Origin of the sequence: Mesorhizobium sp. M0166 (assembly GCF_040322255.1) — a bacterium.
In the GTDB taxonomy this organism is placed as follows: Bacteria; Pseudomonadota; Alphaproteobacteria; order Rhizobiales; family Rhizobiaceae; genus Mesorhizobium.
In genome coordinates this window covers 1-25,011 of record NZ_JAMYTD010000018.1, presented here as the reverse complement: position 1 = coordinate 25,011, position 25,011 = coordinate 1, and the positions used below count along the sequence as shown (strand labels likewise).

The 25,011-nt window shown below is 59.9% G+C and carries 24 protein-coding genes and 1 pseudogene; 11 read left to right on the top strand and 14 right to left on the bottom strand.

The features are described from left to right. Window positions 1-3: 3 nt before the first annotated feature. A complete protein-coding gene (gene dusA, locus NKJ46_RS19795) occupies window positions 4-999 on the bottom strand; it encodes a tRNA dihydrouridine(20/20a) synthase DusA (protein ID WP_352666647.1) in 996 nt (331 codons plus the stop codon). Between the two features lie 115 nt (window positions 1,000-1,114). On the opposite strand from dusA, the gene NKJ46_RS19790 reads away from it, so the two are divergent. Beyond that, window positions 1,115-2,176 (top strand): site-specific integrase, encoded by a 1,062-nt coding sequence (locus NKJ46_RS19790; protein WP_352666645.1) that lies wholly within the window; start codon window positions 1,115-1,117, stop codon window positions 2,174-2,176. Window positions 2,177-2,343: 167 nt separating this feature from the next. On the opposite strand, the gene NKJ46_RS19785 is transcribed toward NKJ46_RS19790, so the two are convergent. Genes NKJ46_RS19785 through NKJ46_RS19755 form a run of 7 tightly spaced genes read right to left on the bottom strand, consistent with a single transcriptional unit; the run spans window position 2,344 to window position 10,506 of the window. Beyond that, entirely contained in the window at window positions 2,344-3,759 is a 1,416-nt protein-coding gene (locus NKJ46_RS19785) for an amidase (RefSeq protein ID WP_352666643.1), read from the bottom strand. Window positions 3,760-3,790: 31 nt separating this feature from the next. After that, window positions 3,791-4,837, bottom strand: a complete 1,047-nt coding sequence (locus NKJ46_RS19780) for an ABC transporter ATP-binding protein (protein WP_023708344.1) — start codon at window positions 4,835-4,837, stop codon at window positions 3,791-3,793. Beyond that, window positions 4,837-5,838: an ABC transporter ATP-binding protein gene (locus NKJ46_RS19775; protein ID WP_023708343.1), complete on the bottom strand. Its 1,002-nt coding sequence runs from the start codon at window positions 5,836-5,838 to the stop codon at window positions 4,837-4,839. The genes NKJ46_RS19780 and NKJ46_RS19775 overlap by 1 nt, the downstream gene beginning before the upstream one ends. After that, window positions 5,838-6,728, bottom strand: a complete 891-nt coding sequence (locus NKJ46_RS19770; RefSeq protein WP_352666640.1) for an ABC transporter permease — start codon at window positions 6,726-6,728, stop codon at window positions 5,838-5,840. Before NKJ46_RS19770 ends, NKJ46_RS19775 begins: the two co-directional genes overlap by 1 nt. Then, window positions 6,725-7,666 (bottom strand): ABC transporter permease, encoded by a 942-nt coding sequence (locus NKJ46_RS19765; protein WP_023708341.1) that lies wholly within the window; start codon window positions 7,664-7,666, stop codon window positions 6,725-6,727. Before NKJ46_RS19765 ends, NKJ46_RS19770 begins: the two co-directional genes overlap by 4 nt. Before the next feature lie 8 nt (window positions 7,667-7,674). Next, window positions 7,675-9,270 carry an ABC transporter substrate-binding protein gene (locus NKJ46_RS19760; protein ID WP_352666637.1) on the bottom strand — a complete coding sequence of 532 codons (1,596 nt, stop codon included), beginning with the start codon at window positions 9,268-9,270 and terminating at the stop codon, window positions 7,675-7,677. Between the two features lie 27 nt (window positions 9,271-9,297). After that, window positions 9,298-10,506: a trans-sulfuration enzyme family protein gene (locus NKJ46_RS19755; protein ID WP_352666634.1), complete on the bottom strand. Its 1,209-nt coding sequence runs from the start codon at window positions 10,504-10,506 to the stop codon at window positions 9,298-9,300. 103 nt (window positions 10,507-10,609) lie between these two features. On the opposite strand from NKJ46_RS19755, the gene NKJ46_RS19750 reads away from it, so the two are divergent. The 3 genes and pseudogenes from NKJ46_RS19750 (at window position 10,610) to NKJ46_RS19740 (ending at window position 12,554) form a co-directional block, all read left to right on the top strand. Further along, on the top strand, window positions 10,610-11,494 hold the full coding sequence (locus NKJ46_RS19750) for a LysR substrate-binding domain-containing protein (RefSeq protein WP_352666632.1): 885 nt from the start codon (window positions 10,610-10,612) through the stop codon (window positions 11,492-11,494). Window positions 11,495-11,539: 45 nt separating this feature from the next. Beyond that, window positions 11,540-11,829 (top strand): annotated as a pseudogene (locus tag NKJ46_RS19745) (hypothetical protein). Between the two features lie 302 nt (window positions 11,830-12,131). Next, a complete protein-coding gene (locus NKJ46_RS19740) occupies window positions 12,132-12,554 on the top strand; it encodes a Ros/MucR family transcriptional regulator (protein ID WP_352666869.1) in 423 nt (140 codons plus the stop codon). 110 nt (window positions 12,555-12,664) lie between these two features. Here NKJ46_RS19740 and NKJ46_RS19735 read toward each other — a convergent pair whose 3' ends face one another. After that, window positions 12,665-13,600, bottom strand: coding sequence for a LysR family transcriptional regulator (locus NKJ46_RS19735; protein ID WP_352666631.1), 936 nt, complete (start codon window positions 13,598-13,600; stop codon window positions 12,665-12,667). 272 nt (window positions 13,601-13,872) lie between these two features. On the opposite strand from NKJ46_RS19735, the gene NKJ46_RS19730 reads away from it, so the two are divergent. The 4 genes from NKJ46_RS19730 (at window position 13,873) to NKJ46_RS19715 (ending at window position 17,523) form a co-directional block, all read left to right on the top strand. Continuing rightward, the gene (locus tag NKJ46_RS19730) at window positions 13,873-14,532 is read left to right on the top strand and encodes an ABC transporter permease (RefSeq protein ID WP_352666630.1); all 660 of its coding nucleotides are present in this window, start codon (window positions 13,873-13,875) and stop codon (window positions 14,530-14,532) included. A gap of 13 nt (window positions 14,533-14,545) precedes the next feature. Next, entirely contained in the window at window positions 14,546-15,295 is a 750-nt protein-coding gene (locus NKJ46_RS19725; RefSeq protein WP_352666629.1) for an ABC transporter permease, read from the top strand. 51 nt (window positions 15,296-15,346) lie between these two features. Then, window positions 15,347-16,195: a transporter substrate-binding domain-containing protein gene (locus NKJ46_RS19720; protein WP_352666628.1), complete on the top strand. Its 849-nt coding sequence runs from the start codon at window positions 15,347-15,349 to the stop codon at window positions 16,193-16,195. A gap of 74 nt (window positions 16,196-16,269) precedes the next feature. Beyond that, window positions 16,270-17,523, top strand: coding sequence for a CapA family protein (locus NKJ46_RS19715; RefSeq protein WP_352666627.1), 1,254 nt, complete (start codon window positions 16,270-16,272; stop codon window positions 17,521-17,523). A gap of 16 nt (window positions 17,524-17,539) precedes the next feature. Here the strand turns inward: NKJ46_RS19715 and NKJ46_RS19710 are convergent, their stop codons facing one another. Beyond that, window positions 17,540-18,046: a helix-turn-helix domain-containing protein gene (locus tag NKJ46_RS19710; protein WP_352666626.1), complete on the bottom strand. Its 507-nt coding sequence runs from the start codon at window positions 18,044-18,046 to the stop codon at window positions 17,540-17,542. Between the two features lie 165 nt (window positions 18,047-18,211). On the opposite strand from NKJ46_RS19710, the gene NKJ46_RS19705 reads away from it, so the two are divergent. Beyond that, on the top strand, window positions 18,212-18,448 hold the full coding sequence (locus NKJ46_RS19705; RefSeq protein ID WP_352666625.1) for a helix-turn-helix domain-containing protein: 237 nt from the start codon (window positions 18,212-18,214) through the stop codon (window positions 18,446-18,448). 679 nt (window positions 18,449-19,127) lie between these two features. Here the strand turns inward: NKJ46_RS19705 and NKJ46_RS19700 are convergent. Together NKJ46_RS19700 and NKJ46_RS19695 are read right to left on the bottom strand one after the other, a co-directional pair. After that, entirely contained in the window at window positions 19,128-19,733 is a 606-nt protein-coding gene (locus tag NKJ46_RS19700; RefSeq protein WP_352666623.1) for a hypothetical protein, read from the bottom strand. Between the two features lie 217 nt (window positions 19,734-19,950). Next, window positions 19,951-21,678, bottom strand: coding sequence for a hypothetical protein (locus NKJ46_RS19695; RefSeq protein WP_352666621.1), 1,728 nt, complete (start codon window positions 21,676-21,678; stop codon window positions 19,951-19,953). Window positions 21,679-21,927: 249 nt separating this feature from the next. Between NKJ46_RS19695 and NKJ46_RS19690 the strand changes: the two genes are divergently transcribed. Together NKJ46_RS19690 and NKJ46_RS19685 are read left to right on the top strand one after the other, a co-directional pair. Next, window positions 21,928-22,977, top strand: a complete 1,050-nt coding sequence (locus tag NKJ46_RS19690) for a DNA cytosine methyltransferase (RefSeq protein WP_352666620.1) — start codon at window positions 21,928-21,930, stop codon at window positions 22,975-22,977. 63 nt (window positions 22,978-23,040) lie between these two features. Next, window positions 23,041-23,505, top strand: a complete 465-nt coding sequence (locus NKJ46_RS19685; RefSeq protein WP_352666618.1) for a very short patch repair endonuclease — start codon at window positions 23,041-23,043, stop codon at window positions 23,503-23,505. An 11-nt stretch (window positions 23,506-23,516) separates the two neighbouring features. Here NKJ46_RS19685 and NKJ46_RS19680 read toward each other — a convergent pair whose 3' ends face one another. Both NKJ46_RS19680 and NKJ46_RS19675 read right to left on the bottom strand, forming a co-directional pair. Then, the gene (locus tag NKJ46_RS19680) at window positions 23,517-24,701 is read right to left on the bottom strand and encodes a PP_RS20740 family protein (protein ID WP_352666617.1); all 1,185 of its coding nucleotides are present in this window, start codon (window positions 24,699-24,701) and stop codon (window positions 23,517-23,519) included. Next, window positions 24,701-24,880, bottom strand: a complete 180-nt coding sequence (locus tag NKJ46_RS19675) for a hypothetical protein (RefSeq protein WP_352666615.1) — start codon at window positions 24,878-24,880, stop codon at window positions 24,701-24,703. Before NKJ46_RS19675 ends, NKJ46_RS19680 begins: the two co-directional genes overlap by 1 nt. Between the last annotated feature and the right edge of the window lie 131 nt (window positions 24,881-25,011).

Sequence of the window (25,011 nt, the reverse complement as noted above, 5' to 3'; positions counted from 1 at the left end):
TCCTCAGGCCGCCTCTGCGGTCCTGCCGAAATCGACCTCTGCGAAAGCCGTCTTGAGCACCTCCGGTCCCGCACCCGGCTTTGTCGCCTCGGTGGAAAGGATCTGGCGGTAGCGCCGTGCACCGGGCAGGCCGTGAAACAGCCCGACCATGTGCCGGGTGACATGCCCCAGCCGGCCGCCCTGCTCGATATGGCTTGCCGCGTAGTCCGCCATCGCATCGATCAGTGCGGCAAAATCAAACGGCTCAGCTGTGCCGCCGTAAAACGCGGCATCGATGCCGGCCAGTATCCCTGGCGTGTGATAGGCGGCGCGGCCGAGCATGGCGCCGTCGACATGGTCGAGATGGGTCAGCGCCTCTGCGAGAGATTGAATACCGCCATTGATGCCGATGAATTTGTTTTGTTTTCTGGCTTTCAGCCGATAGACGCGGCTATAGTCGAGCGGCGGAATGTCGCGATTTTCCTTTGGGCTCAGTCCTTCCAGCCAGGCCTTGCGGGCGTGCACCCAAAGCGCGTCGGCGCCGGCCGCGAAAACACCGTCCGCCAACGCATCGAGTGCCGCTTCCGGATCCTGCTCATCGACGCCGATGCGGCACTTGACGGTAACCGGTATTTTCACCGCCGCCTTCATCGCAGCGACGCAATCCGCGACGAGCACAGGCGCCTTCATCAGGCAGGCGCCGAAGGTGCCCGACTGGACGCGGTCGGACGGACAGCCGACATTGAGGTTGATTTCATCATAGCCGAAGGCTTCGCCGATGCGCGCCGCCTCGGCCAGCTTTCCCGGATCAGCGCCGCCGAGCTGCAGCGCCACCGGATGTTCGCTGTCGTCGAAGCCGAGCAGCCGCTCGCGTGCGCCGTGGATGACCGCATCGGCCACCACCATCTCGGTGTAGAGCAGCGCCTCGCGCGTCAGCTGGCGATGGAAGAACCGGCAGTGCCGGTCTGTCCAGTCCATCATGGGTGCAATAGCCAGTCTATGCTCTTGATTTTTCAGCATTTTTTCTTTAACATCAAATCGTTAGAACCTACCGAGTGCACACGAATTTACGCCAGAATACGACCCTTTTCGCTACGTTTCGATCTCTCAGTGCACACAGAGCGCACACGAAAAAATGGCCACCTATACAAAACTCTCGTCCGGTTCCTGGCGCGTCCAAGTCCGTCGCAAGGGTCGCTACGTCAGTGAGACCTTCCTGCGCCGAGACGACGCACGGCGCTGGGCAACCGAAGCCGAGCGCCAAGTCGATCGTGGTGAGACGCCGACCAAGTCCCGTATAGCCCGCCTGAAAACTTTCGGTGAACTCATCGACCTTCATATCGACGACATGTGTGATGTAGGCAAGTCCCCTCGCCGCTCCAAGGCTGCGGCTCTCGATATGCTCCAAAGACATCTGGGGAAGTGCAACCTCGCGGCTCTCGATCGCGAACGGCTCATTCGTTTTGGGCGCGACCGGGCCGCCCAAGGTGCCGGCCCGATGACGCTCGGCATCGACATCGGCTTTGTAAAACTCATACTGGCTCATGCCGCTGCGGTGCACGGCCTGCCCGTCAAGGTCGAACCGGTTGATCTCGCGCGTATCGCCCTGAAGAGGCTTGGCCTCGTTGGTAAGGGCAATCAGCGCGACAGGAGGCCGACCCAGGATGAACTCGACAGGCTCATCGCCCACTTCGATGCAAATCCTCGTCAAATAGCGCCGGTTGGTCAGATAATACGTTTCGCCGTCGCAACGGCGATGCGCCAGGAGGAAATCTGCAAGGCGCGGTGGTCCGACATGGACGCCCGCACGCGGATGCTTCTCATCCGTGACCGGAAAGACCCGCGAAACAAAAACGGGAACAATCAACGCATACCCTTGTTCGCGGCAACTGGGTACGACGCATGGGCCATTGTCGAGGACCGACTGGCCAAGCGAAGCAATGAGGATGATCGAATTTTCCCATTCAATCATAGGTCAGTCGGCACCGCCTTCCGTCTAGGGTGCGCTGACCTGGACATCCACGACCTTCATTTTCACGACTTGCGGCATGAAGGAACAAGCCGCCTCTTCGAAGCTGGATTCACGATCGAACAGGTAGCTCTGGTCACGGGTCACAAGGATTGGAAGATGTTGCGGCGGTATACGCATCTCAAGCCGGAGATGCTGCACACTATCCAAGCGGCGAGGGCAGCGTAGTTGGCGGCTCGGGTTGACTGGCATCTCCGCCAGGCTTTTGCCTTGCAAGGTGTTCCAAAACGAGCGAGGCATTGACCGAGCGCACCGCCTTTGGGAGATATGCTCTGCATATAGGTCCGAAGGCGCCATGAGATCGACGCGTTTCGGCTGGCGCGCTTTAGCGGGTCTCACCCCGGATTTTCTATCGCCACCGCCGGCCTCCTGGATCGAAGTCCGAGCGCCTGCTCCACGGAGTGTCCCGCCCTCAGCACTGTGTCGTCCTCAAACTTGCGGCCCACGATCTGCATCGAGATCGGAAGTCCCGTCGCGGTAAAGCCGTTACAGATCGCAAGCGCCGGGCTACCAGTAAGGTTGAAAGGCCGGCTGAGCGAAAGTTCCATCTCGCCCATCTCCGTCATCTCATAACCTAGGATCTGAGCGGGCGTCTTCATCGTCGGCAGGACAAGGACGTCGACGTCCTCCATAATGCCGGCTAGGTCTTCAGTCAGCGCCTTCTGCCGAAGGCGGGCATCGATATAGTCGGCCGCCGAAACGGTCTTCCCGTCCTGCAGGCGGCAGCGGCTGACAGGATGAAACCGTTCTGGATAGGCATCGAGCTCCGCCCGATGTTCGGCGTATTCCTCCGGCCAGGTAATGTTTCTTGCGACGGAACCGTATAGGCCGAAATCCGCCAATCTCACGGAGGAAACACGGCCGCCAAGCTCCTGCACGACGGCGAGCGTATTCTCCATCGCGTCGAGCACGTCCTGATCGACGTCGGGATCGCCCTCGTAGAATTGCCTTATGACGCCGACACGCAGACCTCGGATGCCTTCTCCTATCCTTGAGATATCGGGGCTCTTGAAACCTCTAAGCAAAATATCGTCAGTATCCGTCGACACCATCGACGCTATCATCAGGGCGCAGTCCTCGACCGTCCAGGCTAGCGGACCGACGCAATCCATTGATCGTGACAGCGGAAGTACGCCCTTTCGGCTTACCAGCGCGTCGGTCGGCTTGAGACCTGCGACCCCACACCACGCGGCAGGATCTCGTATCGAGCCTGCGGTCTCCGTCCCCACCGACCCGGCGCACAAACCCGCCGCAACCGCAATCGCCGAGCCGCTCGATGATGACGATGGGTCGAGATCGAGGTTCCACGGGTTGCGGGCGGGCGGCCAGCCAAGATCGAACTGCGTTCCGGAGACTGCGTATTCGGTGGTTGCTTGCTTCCCGAGGATAATCGCGCCGGCCCGCTTCAAGGATGCGACGACGCCTGCATCCTCGCTGGCGATCGCGTCGCGCCGATGAACCGCCTGCGCCGTGGTCGGCAGTCCCGCGACATCGATCAGGTCCTTGATGCCAATGGGCACGCCGTGCAGAGGGCCTAGCCACTCCCCGCGCACGAGCGCCTGCTCCGCCGCAGATGCCTCCTGCAACGCGCTTTCAGCTCGCAGCGAGTTGAAGCTGTGAAGTCTCTGATCCAGCCCAGCGATTCTGTCGAGGTACGTCTTCGTGAGTTCAAGGGCAGATATTTCCTTCGCGCGAAGTCTGCGGGACAGTTCCGCAAGCGACAGCAGGGCGATGTCCGATGACAGACTCATGCAGGTGCGACTCGATCTTGAATGATTAATTTCAGAGGGCGGCGGCAGTCATCAGACGCACTTGCCCGGGCATTCTTCCGGATTCAGGCGGGACGTCGAGAGCACTGCGTTCTCCACGGAAGACCTTTTCCGCGAGCACGCACGCCGCCCGGTGACCGGCACTGACCTCGATCTGAGGCGGGAGTGCTGTCGCACAGTCGGCGACAGCTAGTGGACAACGCGTCCGAAACGCGCATCCCGACGGAGGATTGGTCGGGCTCGGTATTTCTCCCACGAGCAGCGGGACCTTCCGATTTCTCTCCTCAATGGGATCGGCTGCTGGAACCGATGCCAGCAGCAACTGGGTGTAGGGGTGGCTCGGATGGTTGTAGACGTCCTCAGACGTTCCCATCTCGACGATCCGACCAAGGTACATGACGTAAACACGCGACGAAGCCTGTCGAACGAGGCCGAGGTCGTGAGCGATGAACAGACAGGCGACGCCAAGGTCCCTGCGCAGTCCCATGAACAAATTCATCACTTGCGCCCTGATCGAAAGATCGAGCGCGCTAACGGGCTCGTCGCAGATCAGCACCCGCGGTTCCACGGCAAGTGACCTCGCGATTGCCACACGTTGACGCTGTCCACCGGACAGCTCTCGGGTGAACCGGTCCCTGACCTGGGTCGCCAGTCCGACCTGGTCCAACAGCTCCGTCGTACGCGCCGCACGTTGTTCCTTCGAGCGCATCCCTTTGATGATCAGAGCCTCTGCGATTGCTTCGCCAACGGTCTGTCGATCGTTCAACGAGGCGTAGGGGTCCTGGAACACGTATTGGACGGCACGGCGCACTTCCCTAAGGCGTCCGCCCGAGAGGGATCCGAGATCGACGCCGTCGAAGATCACTCTACCCGACTGAGGTTTCTCCAGCCCCACGATGGATCGGCCAAGTGTCGACTTGCCGCAGCCAGACTCGCCGACGAGGCCGACGATTTCGCCCGCGTTCAACGTGATTGACACGTCATTTACGGCCTTGATGGTCTTGCCCCTCATCGCGCTGGGATAGCTCGTCACAAGGTTTTCGACTTCGAGAACAGCCATCAGCTTACTCTCTCCAAGAGGTGGTTGTTGATCACAGGACATGCGGCAAAGACCGAAGGATCGAGCGTCTCGACGAGCCTGGGCCGATGCGATTTGCAGCTTTGGACCGAATGAACGCAGCGCGGCTCAAAAGCACACCCGACAATAGGCGCCGCGAGTATAGGCGGCACGCCGGGGAGTCCCCGGAAGGGTGCCCCGACCGCGTCTTCACGTCGCGGGATGGCGTCGATCAGCCCCATTGTGTAGGGATGATGCGGCGAAACCAGAACCTTTTCGACGGGACCAGTTTCCGCGTTCCGGCCTGCGTACATGACGACCACTCGGTCTGCCGATCCTGCGACGACGCCCATGTCGTGAGTAATGAGAACCATCGCCATTTTAAGCTTTGACTGAATGTTCTTGAGCAGGCGCAGGATCTGGGCCTGAACGGTGACGTCGAGCGCGGTGGTCGGCTCGTCCGCAATCAAGAGCTTGGGTTCGGCCGCGATGGCAATTGCAATCATCACGCGCTGCCTGAGGCCACCGGACAGTTCGTGAGGATACTGCCTTAGTCGCGCCGCCGGGTCGGATATGTCGACCAATTTAAGAAGGTCTAGCGCCCTTGCTTCGGCGGCAGTTGCCGACATGCCCAAGTGGAATTCAGCCATCTCCGCGATTTGCCGCCCCACCCTTCTTGCGGGGTTCAGTGCACTCATCGGGTCCTGAAAAATGAAGCCTATCGACTTTCCACGGAAGTGTCTGATTTTATCCTCGGAGGCTCCAACCAGCTCGGTGCCGTCGAAGACCACTGAGCCCGAAACGTCCGCTTTTACACCAAGCGGCATCAGACCGAGAGGAGCGAAGTTCATCACGGTCTTGCCGCTGCCGCTCTCGCCTACGACAGCCAACGTCTCCCCGCGTCGTATCGAATAACTGACGCCATCGACCGGACGGACCGCCCCATGGCGAGTTAGGAGATCGACCGTCAAGTTTCTCACGTCCAGTACGGTTTCAGCGGGCATCAGATCGACTCCTTTGCCCAGAGCGCCGTGGCGCGGCGACGGGCGACAAGCATCTTGTTCGTGAGCGGGGTCGGCACGCGGTTCAGCGCGACTGCTTCCCCTAGGATATTGAATCCAATCACGGCCAACGTAAGGGCAAGACCCGGGAGAACGACCTGCCGTGGATCGGTTTCCAGATAGGGAAGCGCATCGACCAGCATCTGCCCCCATTCCGGGGTCGGCGGTTGGATACCGAGGCCGAGAAAGCTCAGAGTGGCAATCGCCAGAGCTACTGCGCCCGCGTCTGCCGTGGCATAGACAAGGACGGCGCCGAGCGTCGTTGGAAGAAGATGGACGAAGTAGATCCGCATTGGGCTAGCACCAAGGACGCGCAGCGCCTCCATCTCAGGCTTGTTCATGACGGTCACGGCCACTGCGCGGCTGACGCGAGCGCTACCCGGCCACCAAGCCAGCGCCAAGGCGAGGATCATGTTCCAGTAGCTGGCCCCGAATACGCCGATGACCGCGAGCGAAATGATAAGGCTTGGGATAGCGAGACCGACGTCGACAATGCGCATGAGGATCTCGTCCGTCCAGCCGCGTCGATATCCGGCGACCGTTCCGATGGTGGTTCCTATCGTGTGGGCGATGACGAGCACGAGACAGACGCCGACAAGTGAGGTCCGGGCAGCGGTTATCAGTCTGCTGAGCGTGTCCCTCCCAAGGTGGTCGGCGCCCAGCCAGTGTGTCATGGTTGGCCCTTCGCCTGCGAGCAGCAGATTCTGAGTGTTCGGTGCGTGAGGTGTGAGCAGCGGTGCGAACACGCCGATGAATACGAAAGCGCCAATGGTGATGACGGATGCGCGCGGCAGTTTTCCTATCGGGTCTGCCAATTTGCCTACAATGTTCATGATCCGCTCCTTTGCCGGCGCATGCGCGGATCGGTGAGCATCATCAGGACGTCCACGATCACATTCAAGATAATGAAGAAGGTTATGAAGATCAGCAGACAGGCCTGCACCACCATGAAGTCGCGGAACCGGACCCCGGTCAGGAACAGCTCTGCGACCCCCTGCCAGGCGAACAGCGGCTCCACCACGACGGCGCCGACGACCATGAGACCTATCTGAGTTCCGAGCGCATTCAGGTAGGTCGGCGCAATGTTGGGCAAAGCGTCGCGCATGAGTATCCGCTCACGTTTGAAGCCCTTGCTCATCGCGGTGAGGACGAACGGACGCGCCATGGCTTCCTCGAGGCCGACTCGGACGACGCGGCTGAGGACAGCAGCAGGCAGCATCGCTATTGTGAGCCATGGCAATATGAAGCTGCGAAAACCGTCGTAGCCGAATGTCGGAAATATCTTGAAGGAGACCGAGAAAGCATAGACCAGAAGCGCACCGACGAAGAACGAGGGCGTGGATGCACCGAACAACGCTAGTCCGCGTGCAATGTGGTCGGGCATTCTGTGTGCCCACAGGGCCCCGAGAAATCCTATGAGCAAACTCAAGACGAGGGCGACCACGGCTCCGCCGGCGACCAGCGTCGCGGTAACCGACAACCGGCTCCGAAGAGCGTTTCCAACGTCCTCGCCAGTCTTGTAGGAGATACCGAAGTTGCCGTGAGCGGCATTGCCAAGCCAGTCCGTGTATCGAATGAGCAATGGCTTGTTCAGGCCGATTTCCTCGGCGACCTTGGCAATGTCTGCCTTGGTCGCCGTTGGGGTACGAAGCTCCGCAATCAAGATGGCGACGTTGCCTGGGGCTGACACCACCAGGGAGAAGCACAACACCGAAGCCAGAAAAAGCAGAACGAGCGCGTTCCGGGCTCTCTTTGCGATGAAGAAGAACACGGCGTCTCCTATTCGCTCAGGCTGATGTTTTCGTAAGGCATATCGTACTCCGTTGCCGGGGCCTTGAAATCTTTGACGCGGCTGGAGTGCGCCCAGATACCTGGCACGTAAAGCAGTGGAGCGATGGCGACGTTATCGTGCAGCCAATCGTAAACCTTCTGGACGTTGGCTTCCATGTTTGGATCCAACGCCGACATCGTCGCGGTCACGAGCGGATCGAGCCGCTCGGCATCGACGAACAGCTTACCGTCGACGCCGTTGTCGTAGGTAGACAGGAAAAGACCGACGATTGTGGCGAAAGGCTCGTATGGAGCGCCGTATGTCTGGAAGAAAGCAAGATCGAACTTGCGCTCGGGAATATCGCTGTGTCGCGACGCATGGTCCACCGAGCGTATCGTAAGCTGAATGCCGATCTCCTGCAGTTCCGCCTGAAGCACCTCGGCGACGGATCTCGATCCGGGAATTTGTTCTTCGCTGACGACAATTTCGAGAGCGAGCGGAGAGCCATCCTTCTCTCTCACAGGACTGCCGACCCATCCTGCCTTTTCCAAAAGCGCCTTTGCGCCTTCGACGTCGATCTGGGGAACCTCATAGCGCTTTCCGGCCAGTGGCACGGATTCGGCGAAGAGATTGGCCGACGTCGCTGCCATCCCGCGATAAAGTACCTTAGAAATTGCTGCCCGGTCGATGCCGATATCGATGGCCTTCCGGACTGCGACTTCCTTGAGAGCTGGAGCGCGGTCGGGATTGAATGCCATGATCATCGTCGTCGAACCGGGTTCCACAACGACGTCTAGCCCCGCCTGCTTCAAGGTCTGGGCCTCGATCGCGGTGATCGGCGATACGAAGGCCCCACCCATTAGGTCGATATCGCCGGCTCTGAGCGCAGCCATACGGCCACGCGAGTCGGGGAGCACCTTCAACTGGACTTTCGAGAACTTGGGCTTCTCGCCCCAATAGCGGTCGAACCGCTCGAAGACGCTGCCCGAGTTATCCGCGCTGATTTCACGCCACGGACCGGTCCCGACCGGAGCCTTGTAGCTCCCATCAGCCGCGACCGATTTCGGGCTGAGGAAACGACCGGGGCGGACATAGGCCAATTCCTGCAGAAGCCCAAGAACGGGCTCCTTGAAGCGGATATCGATATGATTGTCGTCGACGACGGTGGCGTCCACGAAGAGCCTGGAGCAGTTCATCCAGTTGTTGTCAGCCTGCCCCATCCAGCGCCCCAGGTTCCACTTGGCGGCGGTGGCGTCGAAGGGTGTCCCGTCATGGAAGACCACCCGCTCTCTGAGCGTCAGGCGCAGGAGCTTGCCCTCATTCTCGATCGACCAAGCGGTCGCCAGTCCAGGTTCAATTTTTCCGTCATAGGAGTACGTGACGAGTGGTTCGAACACCATGTCCTGGACCGCGTAGAGCCCCTTGAATTTGTGAGGGTCCAGGTCGCCAGGGGCCACAGAGATGGCGATCCTAAGCGTATCATTATCAGCCGCGGCCGCGACCATGCTCGGAAAAAGGGAGCCGCCGGCGGCGATGCCAATCATGCCGGACAATCCTGTCAGAAACGACCGTCTGTGAATTGTTATGAATTTGCTGCTGTCCATGTTCCATTCCCCTTGTTTTTGATTTGATTACCCGTAGGAGCGAGCTCCCGTGCCGGACCGATCTTGTGCGGTCCGTACAGATATGTCTTCGAGCAGGCGGGCGACGTCCGCCTGCAAGTCCTCAAGCGCCTCGATCCCGACACTGATGCGCAGCACGAGGTCGGACGCGAGCCATTCTGTCGCCGTTCTGTTCTGCCGGATGGGCATCGGCGCGACGAGACTGCGGGTACCTCCCCAGGAGGCGCCGATGGCGAATGTCGTCAAGACGTCGAGCGCTGGTGAGACATGTGCGGTGCAGGCGTCCTTGAATAGCACGCCGAATACCCCGCTCGCTCCAACGAAGTCGCGTTTCCAGAATTCATGACCAGGCGAATGGGCGAGCGGCGGCCACAGCACGCGGTCTACCAACGAATGCCGTTCGATCTGTTCGACCAAGGTCCGCGCGCTTTCGAACGAGCGCTGCATCCGGATGCCGAGTGTCTCCATGCCGCGCAGGACGAGGGCCGCGTCGTCCGGCGAGACGCCTATCCCAAAGCGTCCCATGAAACCCTTGACCACAGCCTCGTGTTCGGGACGGGCGATCGTAACCGATCCCATCAGTATGTCGGAGTGCCCGGAAATGTATTTGGTCAACGCCTCTGTGACGATATCGACGCCGTGCAGGATCGGCTTGAAGTTCAGCGGCGTCGCCCAAGTGTTGTCGCATCCGACGAGAATGCCGCGGCGCCGGGCCACCGCCACAATGGCTGGTATGTCCTGGACGTCCATGCTCGTCGAACCAGGAGACTCGCACCAGATAATCGCGGTGCGCTCGTCGATCTTGCTTTCGAGATCATCGATCGTGGATGGATCGAAGTACCTCGTCTCTATCTGGAAGCGTGCCAGGTCCTGGTTGGCGAAGTCCCTGACGGGCGGATAGGACGTGTCTACAACGAGGATGTTGTCGCCAGCCTTCAGGAAAGAAAGCATCGCTACCGAGTTGGCCGCTTGGCCAGAAGGGGCGAGGAACGTCCGGACGCCGCCTTCGAGCTTGGTAAGCTTTTGTTCGAGCGTGCGCGTCGTCGGCGTGCCGTACAAGCCGTAGGAATATCCTTCAGGCCCGCGCTGCGCGCGGTTGGCGTAGGCCTCCGCATTCTCGAACACGATCGTCGAGGCTCTATGGACCGCCGTTCCAAGCGGATCGAAGCCCTCATTCCTAACCTTCGGGGTCAGCACTACTTCAGTAAAGTCGTTCATTCTCTCGCCACCCCCTGGACATGGCGATTGTTTAAGCACACTCCTCACTATGCGGTCTAATATCAAGATTACGGTTTACTATTCGCGGAGGTTATAGGGTCGGATGAACCTGAGGCAGATCGAAGTCTTCCACGCCCTGATGACAAATGGCACGACGACACGTGCGGCCGAGGTCCTGCGCATCTCACAGCCGGCCGTGAGCAAGGCGGTTCAGGAGTTGGAGCGCACCGTCGGCTTTGCGCTGTTCAATCGCGCTAAGGGGCGCATGAGCCCAACTGCGGAAGGGCGGCTCTTCTTCCGAGAGGTCGAAACCTCGTTTTCCGGCCTGATCCATCTCAAGAGTGCGGCTGCGCGTATAAGAGACTTCGGGTCGGGCGAAATAAGAGTGGCAAGCCTGTCGGCGTTAAGCACTAACGTCATGCCGAAAGTCATGCGCTCGTTCCAGAAGCGCCACCCGCAGGTGGCTATAACGTTCCAAGCGCGGATGTCGTCCTCGGTCAAGGAGTTGGTTGCTTCCGGCCAGTTCGACGTCGGTGTGGCGGCCGACGAGATCGATCTCGCGGGCGTCATCGCTCGGCCCTATGCCAGCTATCAGGTTGCCATTGCCCTGCCTCCGGGCCACCGTTTGCAGGGCAGAGCAGTCATCTATCCAAGAGACCTCCACGATGAAAACTTCGTCGCACTCGCGCCGGAGGACACGACAAGGCGAGAGGCGGAGGCGATTTTCGCGGAGCATGGGGTGAAGCCAAAAATTGTCTTGGAGACCCCTTATTCGACGACGATCGCGGCGATGGTCGAGGCTGGTCTTGGCTGCGGCATGGTCAATCCGATTACGGCGGACCCCTTCCTCGGACGGGGAATGATGATCGTGCCCTTCGAGCCAGCAATTCACTTTCGGACGCTTCTGTTGCTTCCGCCTCAAAGGGAGCCTTCGACAATTGTGGCTGATTTTATAGAAGAGCTGTTGAAGGGGTCCTCCGGGGCGTAGATGAGCGCGATCAACGTCGAAGCTTAAGGTTTCGGTCAGACTGAACTGCACCGCGATATCCTGCTGGGCTCCGACATTTTCGTCGAATTCCCACCACAGACACGCATCGAGTGCGAGATCCAGCAGCTGGACTCCAACTGTCCCTCGGTGACCGAATTCCGGGACGCCAGGGCGCAAGGCCGCCGGGAGGTCAGCAGATCACGCTGTTCGATTCCGTCGGCTTCGCCATCGAGGATTTTTCGGCGCTGCGATACGTGCGCGCCAGCCACAAGCGACCGGCCTCTACGAGGAGCTCGCCGATCCCGACGAGCCGCGAGATCTGTTCGGCATGCTAGTGAGGGCAGCCATGCAGCCGGCCGCATAACAAGGCTCGCTCAAAAACCAACTTCCGCCCTCCCGCCCAATTGCACTTCCACCTTCATTGCTGGGCGGTGCCTCGACTGAGCTGCTTCATGCAGAGTTTCGTGACCCATGCCCCCGCCACGTCTCTCTTTGCAACTTCTCGTCTTGTGCACCCGGTGCGCTTTGCTGTAGCGAGGCTGCTGACGTAGATCGGGGCTACGGCAACTGAAGAGCAAATGAAGGGTTGGCCAAATGCCTGAAGATCTTAACTCCGACGCGGAATTGAACAGCTGACATCGTTTCCGCCTATGTCAGCAACAACCCGGTTCCAGTCGCAGAACTCGCCCGGGTAATTGCCGATACTTATGGAGCGATCAGCAAGCTGCAGGGAGCACTCCCACCCAAAGCGGAAGAGAAGCCTACACCCGCGGTCCCGATCAAGAAATCGGTGACGCCCGATTTCATCATCTGCCTGGAAGACGGCAAGAAGTTCAAATCGCTCAGACGGCACCTTGGCACTCACTACGATCTTTCGCCGGATGCGTACCGGGCGAAATGGGGCCTGCCCTCCGATTACCCAATGGTTGCGCCGAACTATGCCGCGGTGCGATCCGCGATGGCAAAGGCGATCGGCCTTGGACGGAAGGCCGTAGCGCCTGAACCCGTAACGTTGCCGGCGCCGGCCAAGCGCCGCAAGATCGGCATCAAGACAACCTGACATCGGGGCTATTTTGCACAAAAGCCCGCATTGTGTTCAAGGGCGCGGGCCGATTGCTCCGTCAGAAAGAACCGCTGCCTCTTGTTCATGGGCAGCGGCTGCCGAGGACATCAGCCCTCAAGGAATGATCCCCCTCTAGCGGACGGCATCTGGGAAAACGCGGCGATGATCGCCTCAAGCGATACATTCAGCGCGTTCGAAAAAGTCCGGCCCTTCTGCCAAATCGCAACGTAGTGATAGAGCGCGGAGGGTTCCACCGGTTTTGCTTCGAGGTTAAACGCCGCGTATTCACGGGCGATGATCTCGTTGGTTATCGAAATGCCCAGGCCAGCCGAGACGTATCCGGCTTCGTGACCGTTGCAATCGAATTCCACCAGTATGTCTGGCTCAACGCCGGCGAAGCGCAAGGCATTGAAGTTCATCTGGTGAGCGGCGAACTGGGGATCGATATCGACGATCGTTTCGCCTGCCAGGTCTTGCGCCTCGATACAGGTCTGTTTTGAAAAGCGGTGGTCGGGATGAAAGATGCATACGTTTCGTGCTGACCCAAGCGGCGCCCATTCAAACAGACTTGGGTCCAGCGGCAGTCTCGAGATTCCGAGATCTGCGCGCCCGGCCAGGATGTGCTCGCCGATCTGGTCGTAGCTGCCCGAAATCGACCGCACATTCGAAGCGGTCTGTGAGCGGATAATCGCCACGACCTTGGGTAAGGTCACGAAACCGAAAACGGAGGGAGCGGCAATCGCGATCCGCTGCTTTTCCTCGTTCTTCATAGCGAAGATCGACGCCTCCAGGCGATCCAGCGACGTCAGGGCAAGTTCTACGTTTCGCAGGAGTTCCCAGGCTTCCTGCAAGGGGACGATGCGGTTGGCTGATCTCTTGAAGAGTGTGATGCCGAGCGTGATCTCGAGTTGCTTCACGTGTTGACTGACGGCCGGCTGGCTTATCCCGAGCGCAGCCGCCGCCCGCCTTGTCGAACCGGCCCGTAACACCTCCCGGAAGACCTTCAGTTGACGGAGCTTCAGGTCGCTCTGCAGCAACTCCATTCCCTGCGCTCCTTTCCCTGATAACGCCCACCCGGGAAGCGGATACCGCCAACCTGGGGAGCAACGAACCGACTCAGTATATAACGGTGCGTTATAGATAAAATAATAAAAATTATAGATTGAGTGTGTAATTTCAGGCGCTAGAATTAGCCAATATCTCAAATTAACTCCAAATTACAAATATAACAACTCGCAACCTTGGGTTACACGACTGGTTTTGAGCGACAAAGACCGGCGTATCTTGCGGTATTGCGAGTCGAGGAAAGCGCCCCATGGGTGGTTTTACTACTCAGTTTGTTGTCGCACTCACCGTGACCATAAGCCTGGCCCTTGTGAGCGGCTGCCTAGGTACGGCATTTGGGTTGTTCTTGGCTATTTCGAAGGGCGCGGCACAACCGCGCCTCAACAGCGTCGTGACGGCCTACACCACGGTTGTCCGTGGTGTACCAGAACTTCTCGTTATCCTGCTCATCTACTTCGGCGGAACCACGCTCGCCAGCAAGATCGCCGGCCGGTATGTCGAGGTGAACGCATTCACCGCAGGCGTTATCGCGCTCTCGGTCGTTTTCAGCGGTTATGCGACCGAAGTGTTTCGCGGCGCGATTGCGGCTGTGCCTGCGGGTCAAACCGAAGCGGCAAAGTCGCTTGGGCTGAACGCCTGGCAGCGCTGGATGTTCGTCACCGGACCGCAGATGCTGCGGCTGGCGCTGCCTGCCTATGGCAATCTCTGGATTTCGCTCTTCAAGGATACCGCGCTGGTTTCGATCGTCGGCCTGACCGACATCATGCGCGTTGCGTATGTGGGAGCCGGATCCTTGCGCGCGCCACTGACCTTCTACCTTGCGGCCTCCGCTCTCTATCTCTCGCTGACCACCGTCACGCTGCTGTCGATCCGGCTGGCTGAGCGGCGCTATCCGGCACTCGGCCGGTAGGAGGGAGCGACCCATGAACCTCGGCTTGATGTTCGACGCAATGGTTATCCTGCCTTCGGGCGTTGGTCTCACATTGACCCTGACGGTCTTGTCGCTGACGGCCGGATTTCTTCTGTCCGTGCCGCTGGCCTTTATCCGCGCGTTCGGACGTCCCGGCTTCTCGCTCGCGGTGCTCGCATACACCTATGTGATCCGCGGGACGCCGATGCTGGTTCAGCTCTTCCTGCTCTACTACGGCCTGGCTCAGATCGAGGCGGTGCGAGCCAGCATCTTCTGGGTGATCCTTCGCGACCCTTTCTGGTGCGCCCTTCTGACATTTTCGCTGAACAGCGCGGCACACACCACAGAGATCCTTTGCCGCGGCCTCCAGTCCGTGCCAAAGGGTGTCACCGAGGCGGCCACGTCTCTCGGCTTGAAACGCTTCCAGATCGCTCGCCTGGTCACTTTCCCGATCGCTTTCAGGATATCGCTCCCGGCCTACGGCAACGAGATCGTCGGGATGATCAAGGGTTCGTCCCTGGCGAGCACCGTTACGCTGCTCGAAATCACCGGCATGGCGAGACAGATGGTTTCGACGACGTTCGCACCGTACGAGATCTTCATCGTCGCCGGAGCGATCTATCTATCGCTGACATCGATTGCCGTAAAGGCGATCCAACTCCTGGAACGGCGGCTGTCGACCGACGGCCATCCAGTGCGTCGACGAAAGGCGCGATTGCGCCCCGCCCTACCTGACCCAGAGATCACGACGCCCCTGCCCTGACCCGCGGGTTTTTGGCGGCCCTTTCCATCTGAACCAACGAAGAGGTGCATTATGCGCATACCCCTGGCTATTGCTGTTTCTATCGCATCCCTGATGTCTGCATTTCCGGCGAGCGCGCAAAGCGAGCGCGTCATAACGATCGCCTCCGAAGGGGCTTCGCCGCCCTGGGACAGCACCGACGCAAACGGTCAACTCTACGGTTACGATATCGATGTCGGACAGGAGCTGTGCCGTCGCATCCAGATCAAATGTACCTTCGTCCCGCAGGATTGGGACGGCATCATCCCGGCACTGCTTGTCGGCAAGTTCGACGTCATCATGTCCGGCATGGCGATCACGGAAAAACGCAAGCAGAAGATCGCGTTCTCAGTTCCCTACGCCACCGGCTTCAACCAGTTCGTTGTGCGCAAGGACCTGGGTCTCGATCCTGGTGACATCAAGCAGAAGGTCAACCTCTCGAGCATCGGCGACAAGGAAAAGGCGACCATCGAACGCCTCAGATCGACACTCGCCGGCAGGGCGATCGGGGCCCTGCGCTCGTCGAATTCGGAAGCAGTCGTCAAGGAAATGCTGGGCGATGTCGTGACCATTCGCAGTTATGACAGCCAGGACAACATGAAGCTCGATCTTGCCGCGGGTCGCATCGACGGCGGCCTCGCCGACTATTTCACCTGGCGGGATTTTCTGGAGACGCCTTCCGGTTCGGACGCGGTGTTTTTCGGACCGGAACTGAAGGGCGGGCTCTGGGGGCCTGGCGTCGGCGCCGGCATGCGCAAGGACGATACCGAGTTGCTCGCCAAGTTCAACGCGGCCATCGACGCGGCCACCAAGGATGGGACGATCAAGGCGCTGAGCCTGAAATGGTTCAAAAGCGATATCTCACCGGCCATCTCGCAATAGGCGGCAACCGACTTCGACATTGACGTGGCGCTGGCCGGAACGTCGGCGCCCTCCCCTCCTTCAAGGCGAGCCCCATGAAAGACCAGTTCTGCGCGGTCGTTACCGGCCAATCCCTGATCAAGCACGACATCCGAGACCTCAAAGACGAACGCTTCATTGCGGTTACGGACTTCCTGCGCCAAGGCGACGTCGTCTTCACCAACTTCGAATCGACAATCCTCGGCAAGCACGGCGGGTGGCCGACCAAGGGCAAATACTTCGGATATTCCAGGGCTGAAGCGCTCGACGCATTGCAGGCCATCGGTTTCAACGCGCTTGCGCTCGCAAACAACCACGCCTTCGATCTCGGAGCTGGCGGCATCCTCTCGACGCTGGAGGAGGTTGAAGCACGCGGTTTCCTGCATGCCGGCATCGGGGCGAACGAGACTGACGCGAGGAAACCGGGCCGCCGCCGGCTGGGGGAGCGCGAGGTCGCGCTTCTGGCGATGGATGCAGGCCCTGGCCCGACCAACATGTATGCCGAAGACCGCACGGCCTTCCGGCCGCCTCGGCCCGGCGTCAATCGACTGAACACCGTTCGCAAGATGGGGGTGCCGGATGGACATTTCCGCAGACTGGCAAGGCTGGGCGCTCATTTGCAAAGCTCCCCCTTTGAACTGGCCAACTATGCGCAACCGGAGGACCCGGTAGTGGTGTCGGACGGCAAGGAGATCAATTTCTACGGCACCGTGTTCACGCAAGCCGCCGACTTCGGCCGTCTGATCGAAGTCGATCAGCGCAGCGCGAGTGTCCATCTGTCCGCCATCCGGCACGCCGCGGCACAAGGCGATTTCGTCATCGCCTATCTGCACCACCATCATTGGGAACCAGGTTGGCAGGACGTGCCGCGCTGGGTGCAGACCTTTGCCAGAATGTGCATCGACGCCGGTGCCAACATGTTCGTCAGCCACGGCGCCCCGGTTCTGCAGGCGGTGGAAATCTACAACGGCTCGCCGATCTTCTACGGCATCGGAAACTTCCTATTCCACGTCCACCCCGACGAAAACGAATGGGATCCACCGGAAGTCTGGCAAAGCATTGTGGCCGCGTGCCGCTATGATGCGGGCGGAAACCTCGCAGAAATAGATCTCCTGCCCGTCCTGATCGGCGCGGAGGCCCAATCTCCCGGATCAGCAACAGGCAGACTGGTGCCCGTCGCCGTGACGGGAAGCGCGGCGCGAGCGATCCTTGAGGGATTCGCGACCCGCTCGCGGGCGTTCGGCGTTGAAATCGAAGTGTCCTCGGCTTGCGGCCGCATCGCCCTGCCCGCTGCCCGAAAATTCGGCTGACGGGCCCGACCGGCCGTCAGACGGCTTTGCATTCGGCCGGCGCGGGTTCGCCGGCCGTCTCGCAGTCCGCCTTTGTGTCTAGCAGGGCCAGTTCTTCTCCTAACGCTGCGATCAGGGACGAGACGCGACCGCGCACACGCGGCGGAAGTTTCACTAGCCCCTCAATCAGGCGTCGACCCTCCGCGCTGGCAATGAAATCCAGGCGCTCATCGACCGGCAGGGGCCGCGCCTCGACGCGGGTCCCATCGTTTCCCGGTAGGCCGTCGAAGAATCGACTGACGGGAACGTCCAGCGACGTAGCGATCTCGTAGAGCATCGACGCGCTCACGCGATTCCGCGCGTTCTCGTACTTCTGGAGCTGCTGGAAACTGATGCCTATCAATCGGGCAAGCTGGGCTTGCGATACGTCCGACTGGACGCGAACGGTCGCAATCTGCCTGCCGACATGCTGATCGGCGGGATGCGGGTCGCTCTCGATCTTTGGCTTCGGCTCCATCCGAAAGACGAGGCGTTGCGGTTTCAACAATGCCTTTCTATGCTCCCATAGTCAGCCGGATCGGGATTGTGAGGGTGTGACCCCGGCCTCCTACCGAGGTCCCCCGAATGCCGATCGCCATTTAATATACCTTACAGGGTGTAAAATAACCCTATATGTGGCAAAGAAAATCGGCCTGCCGATTGTGGACTCATGGTCAGTCCACGACAGATTCGAGCCGCACGGGCTTTGCTTGGTTGGTCGCAGCAGGAGCTTGCTGACAAGGCAATTGTGTCGCTGAATGCGCTGGCCCGGTTGGAAAACGGCAAGGTAGATTCCCGGATCAGCACTTTGCAGGCCATTGAGGCGGCTCTGATAAAAGCGGGTGTCGAATTCCTGTCGGCTGGCCAAAAGGGTGAAGGTGTACGGCTCTTAGATCCTCTGCTTTGAATGTCCCGTTGGCGGAAAGACAGGTGACAGGTTCTCGCAATCGCAATTGCCACAAGTCCCCTGCTGCGAGTGACGAGAGGCAAAGTCGTGGTATTGTCGGAATCAGCCATGATCCGAGCTACTGACAGCGTGGTTGTGGTCAGGCCGATCAGAGTGTTGGAAGCTATGATCGGTCGTAGCACGCGCGATGCATGTGCATTGCACGTGCTTTGTTATGCATTTTTTCTACGCCAAGTTCAAGCCGAAAAGCGACAATGATAAAAAAGCCATTCACAACGCGTTTGGACCCATCTGTGCTAGCTCTGGCTGAACAACTCGCAGAGTCCGAACGTCGTTCGGTAACCGCTGTCATTGAGCTTGCATTGATCGAGTATGCTGAACGTCGTGGTATTAAGGCGCGACACGCCGAAAACGGCGGATAGCTGCGTCGCGAAGGATATTATTGAGCGGCCGAAATGGGCCATTACCGGCCTGGCGGATTTCGGCTGGGATTTGCGATAAGCTGCCGTTCTACAGGCGACCCTTATGGGCCAGTTCGCTATTGCCCGAGAGTTCCCATTCCTGCTTGCGACGCAGTATCGGTTTCGCGCCCCAATCAAGACGTGAAGCCAGAGCACGACTTCGCCTGCCTCGACCGCAAGGGAAAATCCAATCCCTTGCCCAGGTTCCCATCAAGCGGTTAGTCGTACAATCCCCAGTTCCGCTCCGGGTCGTTTCGGCGGTTGTCGGCCTCCGGCGGCACTTTCTCTATCAACCGTTGCTGGCCGTCACTGGCCGTCCATGAGAACGAAACCCGCCATCCAGTCGTCTTGCCGGAATTGCTCGAATACCCGGCGAGGCTCTTGGTGACCGAGATTCCTGCGAGGACGAGAGTACCTGCTCCCGCCCCCTTGGCTGCGAAGAACACACGATCGAGGAGTTGGTAGTTGCTGAGGTCCGCTTCCCAGAGGACCGACGGATCGCTGACGGCTCGCTCCAGGCGTCGCCGCTCCGCGATCTCCTCACGAAGTCGGGGAGCATCGGCCAGATAGGATTCAGCTTCAGGTACCGAGGAAGGCCGAAGCGAGGCTTTCTGCATTGGCAGCTTGCCGGCCTGGTAAGCCTCGATAATTGCGGTCGCCGCGTCGGGGCCGACCTCCAGTACCGTGTCGAATACGTTGAGATCCCTCATCCGGATATCCTTTCGCTGCTCACTGGTCAGAAGCGATCCCTCGAGGATTAGATGGCGAGCCTTCAATGGCTTGATGCCGGGGAGGAGATTTAGAAAGACTGTAAGGCTGAGCATCGGGTTTCCTGGTTTCGGGCAGGAGCTTGATCAAGCTTCTGGGGGTCTCGCTGCCTCGAAGGGGGCAAAGCTGATAAGCGTGGGCATCCGCGAAGCGGCCTTTGAAGTCAACCCGTATAACCGCAATCTCGGTTAGAGGAGGAAGCCGTCGCGAGATAGATGGTGTCCCCATTTCAGCCATTTGGTGCGACTCACCTGATCTCTTTCGTGATAACGTTCAATCACGCTCCTGTTCGATCGTGAAGCGCAAGCTTCCAACGGTCCAGTCGCTGGGAGGCTCGGGGAGATAGTCTTCCTCCTCAGGAAGGCTCAAGCCTCTCAACTCCTTGATAAGATCATCCATCGCGAGAACAGAACCTTTCCGCTCTCGCAGTCGTGCAACCGCCGTGACCAACTGAGTCCAATTGGAAAAAGCCGCATCGTCGCCGCCGACGACCGGGCGGAGCGAATGCGCGTAGTGGCGCGTCAGGACCAAAAGGCTTACCGTCGGCCTATTCACGGAGGATGGGAGCCGTAGGGTCGCTCGGAGTTCGGAGGTGTCCGCGGCAGCAAGCCATGAGCGCACTTTGGACAGCCAGTCTCCGACCTGCTGATTCAGCCGCCCAGTCCTTGCCTGCTTCGTGGCGAGATCATCACCGTACGGGTCTTGGTGTTTTAGCTGAATGAGGATCACGCGACCTGTGCGCTGCTCCGCAAGCACCAAGTCGATATCCGTCAAGACCTTCCGGCCACGCCTCAACTTAATGTTTCCTCGATACTCCAGCTCGGGGAGCACGGACCGGAGAGCTCTCTCGACCGCGCGCTGCATGACACCCTCGCGCGCCCGCTGAGCCCGATCGTAGTCCGTCGGGAAATTGTGCTGAAGCGAGTTGAGGAGGAACAGCATCACGTTGTCGGCGGTCGCACCGGCCAAGGGTCTTATCACATGGTGATCGGAGCACCGGATCAGGGGAGGTATCGGCGCGCCGGGCCGATCCAACAGTGCCAGGTTGCGTCGACTAACAGACAGGACAGCGAAGATTATCCCAACGCCTTCTTCCGTCACCGGCACGTGGCCTTCAAATTTCTCGCCGACCTGGTTGATGAATTCTCGAAGGCCCTCGAGGAAGCTATGCGTGGTGACCGACACCGTGAGGACATCCTCGATCCGGATCGTAGGCACCTTCTCCATTAGCGCTTGCGCGTAGGCCCGATGCTTCATTCCCACCGACACTATGAACATGGCTGCCAGTTGATAGTGCTGGAAGGTCATGTTGCCGAACGTTGTGGCGAAGTGGAAAGTGTCGAAGCCTTTGGAAATCTGGATCTCGTTATAGGCATGCCCAAAGAAGTATAAGTCGAGCGTAGGGTCGGCTTCGTAACCTATGAAGTGCGTGTGAAACGGATAGACGAGCGCGGTGAGCAGCGACCTCACCTCGTCGCCCACCTGCACATCCACGAGCGCCCCGTATCCTCGCGCAAAAATCTCTCGTTGCCGCCTGACATGGTATCGATCTAGCTCACGCTCATGCAGCTCGAGATCGATTAGATTGGCCGGAAGGACGATGCGGAAGCAGTCCGGCCGCCTCTCTATCTTGCCGGCTTCCGCGGCAAGGCTCTGCGCCACCCGTCGGCCGTGCTCAATGGTTCCGACCTTGTTGATCAATGAAAGCACAGGAAGCGAATATGCCAAGTCGCGCTGGAACGTCAGCGTGGGAGCCTCGAACTGTGGATGCGCCTGCATCGCCAGCTTGATAATGCGGACCACGCCCATCCGCATGAGATAGGCGCGCTCATCATCGGCATCACCAACCGTCCCGCCCCTTTTCATTGCCTCGAAGTCGAGGTCAAGCTCGTTGATCGCGACGCGCATCAGAAGACCTAATCCATCGGTCGCGATCTCGGTCGCGAGTTCTGCCTCCTCGCGGTTGAGACAGTCGTAGAACTCTCGCAGATCACTGGCCACGAATCGCTAACCTCTCAAGCATTGCAATATGCAGGGTAGTGTATCCACGGTTCAGCCGTAGGCGATTGTCATGTTGCCCAGTCTCGCAGGGAGGCGACCCAGCCCGACTCCAGTTGTGCGTACACTGGGACTGAGAACGCTTTCTCCTCGACATTCTGGTCGCAATGAGCGATGACGGGCAGTGTCGGCGCGCGCATGCTTGCGCGGGGGTGCTGTTGACGATTGCTGCCATTTCCGAGGAGGCATTTTATGCTACTCAGCCTCTTCTGCGGGGCAGGTGGACTTGATTTGGGATTCGAGGCTGCGGACTACGAAATCGGATTGGCTTTCGACCTTCGTACCGACAGCGTCGCGTCCTACAATCATAACCGCAAAGGGGCGCACCGCGGCCACGTCGGTGATGTCTCGAAGCTAACGCTGGCCGAGCTCGACCGACTGCATGGGGCGACCTTCGAGCCTGAGGGCATCATCGGCGGACCCCCGTGCCAGAGTTTCAGCCGCGCCAATACCGTGTACCTTGAAGCCGATCCGCGGCATTCTCTGCCGTTGGCATACGCCCAACTCCTGAAGTCGCTCAATCAGCGCAAGCCGGTGAAGTTCTTCGTCATGGAGAACGTGACCGGCTTGATGAGCGACCGGCACGCGCATCGGCTCCGACAAATTGAGAAGGCTTTCGAAGATGCCGGCTTCTCGCTCAGCCGTGCCGTCCTGCTGGCGACCGACTACGCCACGCCACAAATACGCGAGCGCCTCTTCGTGGTCGGCCTTAACCGGGATCTATACGGCGACTCTGTCTGGTCGCCACCGGCCAAGGTTGTCAGCGCAGAGGGGCGACGTCCGGATGTCCGGGGTGCCATCGGCGATCTCCCCGATGCTACGTTCTTCGACCGCGACCTCAAGCCCTTCGACATTGCACACCATCCCAACCATTGGTGCATGCGCCCGAAATCACCGAAGTTCACGACACCGGGAGCGCTTCGGCAAGGCGACGGACGCCACCGCAGCTTCAAGACGCTACACTGGGAATTACCAAGCCCAACGGTCGCATACGGACACCGGGAGGTCCACATCCATCCGGATTGCCGCCGTCGGCTGAGCGTTTATGAGGCGATGCTGCTTCAGGGTTTCCCCAAAAAATACGAGCTCCTCGGCAGCCTCTCCTCTCAGATCATCCAGGTGAGCGAGGCGGTGCCTCCGCCAGTGGCCAGCGCAGTCGCAACCTCTGTCCAAGTGCAGGTCGCAGAGCTAGATGCCCACATTGCAGCCGCGCACGCGGAGAAGCAGCGCGCACGCGGTTGAGCCAACGCTCCGATAATTGCCTCACGACTTGACGATTTCAAGGTCGGTGCCGAGCTTAGGGTAATGCAGGTAACGAAGAACGTGCTCGACGATGCAGCCCGTCGCAAGATGATGGCGCAATTCCGATCGAAGGACACCAAGCCCGAAGTCATGGTGCGCCGCGCGCTCCATAGGCTCGGGTACCGCTTCCGGCTGCATCGCCGTGATCTCCCCGGCACGCCGGACATCGTGCTCCGAAGGCATCGGACCATCATACTCGTCCATGGGTGCTTCTGGCACCAGCACGATGGCTGCCGGGATGCGCGAATGCCCCGCACCCGGCAGGACTACTGGTCAGCGAAGTTCCAGCGCAACAGCGAGCGCGACGCGAAGATCACCGCTGCCCTCACGGCGCTGGGATGGCGGGTCTTGGTCATTTGGGAGTGCGATGCAAGGAAACCGGAGCTGGCAAGCCATCTCGCCTCCGTGCTGGGACACGCCCCAGGCCACGCAAGACATACCGAGCGTGAAGAGACCGCGACGGCCTGACGGGCCGCGCGCTACGCCGCATCGACCTCCAACCAGCCGCGGTATCCAGCGGTCCCATCCACGTCGTAGTGTGCCGACCGGAGCAGATTAGAGGATTCGACCGTCAGAGACTCGAGCAGCTGAGCTTCCCGCCCAAGCATCTCGTCGAGATCGAATAACTCGTCAGTCGCGTCGAGCAGGCGTAGCCCATGGTCCACTTCGTTTGCGACGGCGACCTCAGTGCCCCCTCCGACCAAGCGATAGCGGTCATGCGCAGGTGCCTGCACAACGTCGCAACGGAAGCCAAGCGACAGCATGTCGGGATGATCTGGGAGCACCGCATAGAAACAGCCCGGCAGCATTTGAAGGGTGCGTTCCGGGTGAGCCGCTCCGACGAATCGGAGCAGCCACTTGCCGAACCCGAGTGCGAATAAGTTCATGAAGGCCCGCGGGTCCAGTGAACCTGGATCGGCTAGCACGGCACCAAGCCTGTCGCCCTCGGCACGGAGCAGCTCCCCAGTCCTTCGTCCGAATTCGTCGCTCGCTGCTACATTGTCCGAGATAGCCTTGATCAACGCGGTAAGGTTCCGAGCGTCGATACGGTCCAGTGCCACGCGTGTGGTGATGAACAGCAGCCATGGATGGATCGCATTGGTTAGCTGCAGCTGGATGACCTCGGCGAGCGCGTCGATCACGGTCGCCTGCCCGGCACCAGCCGCTCGAAGCGCGATGTGATCGCACAGGTCGATGTTCACTGCATGAAAGGGCCCGCCGCCTCGCACCTCGGCGTATGCAAGCGATCCCCGGTTCGCGATAGATTCGAACCGCTCGCGCAAGATCATCGAGCCGCTGTGGATTCGCGCGAGACCTCGGACCTCGCTCTCTGAGATGTTCAGCTGCACATCGTCGGCAGACCCCCGCCGCACCGAGTTGAGGCCTGTGAAGCGGAGATCGAGGCCCGCCTGCTCGCATGCCTCCCGGAGCACGCGCACGTCCAGGAGATCCTCGCCGGGAAGGCTGAGATAGCGCAACGTCCTCGCGTCGCCCGGAAAGTGCGTATCACGCAGCATGTCGACAAGCGAATCGTGCCACTGGTATCGTCGGACCCACTGCTTGCGCGGCCGGTGCCAGGGTTTGAATGGACGCTGAGAGGGCTCCTCGACGGTCGGTTTGCGCAGGATCTGGCCGAGAATCTCGTCGTCGTTGAACTCCTCCATCAGGGGCGAGCTCCGAACACTGCTGCGATGTCCGCGACAAGCGACTGCTGCTCTTCCCACGAGAGGTTCTCGAGCAGGCCCCAGGCGCTCAGCACCTTCACCAGTGCTTCGAGTTGGGTGTTCTCGACGGTGCTGTCGCGTGCCGCCGCCTCAGCCTCGAGAGTGTCAGCGTTGAACACCAGTATGCCGCGTTCGCGGTCCGCGAGGAGGGCTTGGCCGCCCGGCGCTAGAGTCTTTCACGTTTTGACGGAAGCGTATCCGGCGTTTGCGAAGTAGTTCTTGCATTCGCCGGGTTCGATCGTCGCAACGA

What these genes read in the sequence shown, in the direction of transcription:
- NKJ46_RS19715 (WP_352666627.1), top strand. Translation starts at nt 16,270, where the DNA reads ATGAAAGACCAGTTCTGCGCGGTCGTTACCGGCCAATCCCTGATCAAG.
- NKJ46_RS19775 (WP_023708343.1), bottom strand. Translation starts at nt 5,838, where the DNA reads ATGCCCGCTGAAACCGTACTGGACGTGAGAAACTTGACGGTCGATCTC.
- NKJ46_RS19700 (WP_352666623.1), bottom strand. Translation starts at nt 19,733, where the DNA reads ATGCTCAGCCTTACAGTCTTTCTAAATCTCCTCCCCGGCATCAAGCCA.
- dusA (WP_352666647.1), bottom strand. Translation starts at nt 999, where the DNA reads ATGCTGAAAAATCAAGAGCATAGACTGGCTATTGCACCCATGATGGAC.
- NKJ46_RS19760 (WP_352666637.1), bottom strand. Translation starts at nt 9,270, where the DNA reads ATGGACAGCAGCAAATTCATAACAATTCACAGACGGTCGTTTCTGACA.
- NKJ46_RS19680 (WP_352666617.1), bottom strand. Translation starts at nt 24,701, where the DNA reads ATGGAGGAGTTCAACGACGACGAGATTCTCGGCCAGATCCTGCGCAAA.
- NKJ46_RS19785 (WP_352666643.1), bottom strand. Translation starts at nt 3,759, where the DNA reads ATGAGTCTGTCATCGGACATCGCCCTGCTGTCGCTTGCGGAACTGTCC.
- NKJ46_RS19730 (WP_352666630.1), top strand. Translation starts at nt 13,873, where the DNA reads ATGGGTGGTTTTACTACTCAGTTTGTTGTCGCACTCACCGTGACCATA.
- NKJ46_RS19770 (WP_352666640.1), bottom strand. Translation starts at nt 6,728, where the DNA reads ATGAACATTGTAGGCAAATTGGCAGACCCGATAGGAAAACTGCCGCGC.
- NKJ46_RS19685 (WP_352666618.1), top strand. Translation starts at nt 23,041, where the DNA reads ATGCAGGTAACGAAGAACGTGCTCGACGATGCAGCCCGTCGCAAGATG.
- NKJ46_RS19750 (WP_352666632.1), top strand. Translation starts at nt 10,610, where the DNA reads ATGAACCTGAGGCAGATCGAAGTCTTCCACGCCCTGATGACAAATGGC.
- NKJ46_RS19755 (WP_352666634.1), bottom strand. Translation starts at nt 10,506, where the DNA reads ATGAACGACTTTACTGAAGTAGTGCTGACCCCGAAGGTTAGGAATGAG.
- NKJ46_RS19705 (WP_352666625.1), top strand. Translation starts at nt 18,212, where the DNA reads ATGGTCAGTCCACGACAGATTCGAGCCGCACGGGCTTTGCTTGGTTGG.
- NKJ46_RS19690 (WP_352666620.1), top strand. Translation starts at nt 21,928, where the DNA reads ATGCTACTCAGCCTCTTCTGCGGGGCAGGTGGACTTGATTTGGGATTC.
- NKJ46_RS19780 (WP_023708344.1), bottom strand. Translation starts at nt 4,837, where the DNA reads ATGGCTGTTCTCGAAGTCGAAAACCTTGTGACGAGCTATCCCAGCGCG.
- NKJ46_RS19790 (WP_352666645.1), top strand. Translation starts at nt 1,115, where the DNA reads ATGGCCACCTATACAAAACTCTCGTCCGGTTCCTGGCGCGTCCAAGTC.
- NKJ46_RS19735 (WP_352666631.1), bottom strand. Translation starts at nt 13,600, where the DNA reads ATGGAGTTGCTGCAGAGCGACCTGAAGCTCCGTCAACTGAAGGTCTTC.
- NKJ46_RS19720 (WP_352666628.1), top strand. Translation starts at nt 15,347, where the DNA reads ATGCGCATACCCCTGGCTATTGCTGTTTCTATCGCATCCCTGATGTCT.
- NKJ46_RS19725 (WP_352666629.1), top strand. Translation starts at nt 14,546, where the DNA reads ATGAACCTCGGCTTGATGTTCGACGCAATGGTTATCCTGCCTTCGGGC.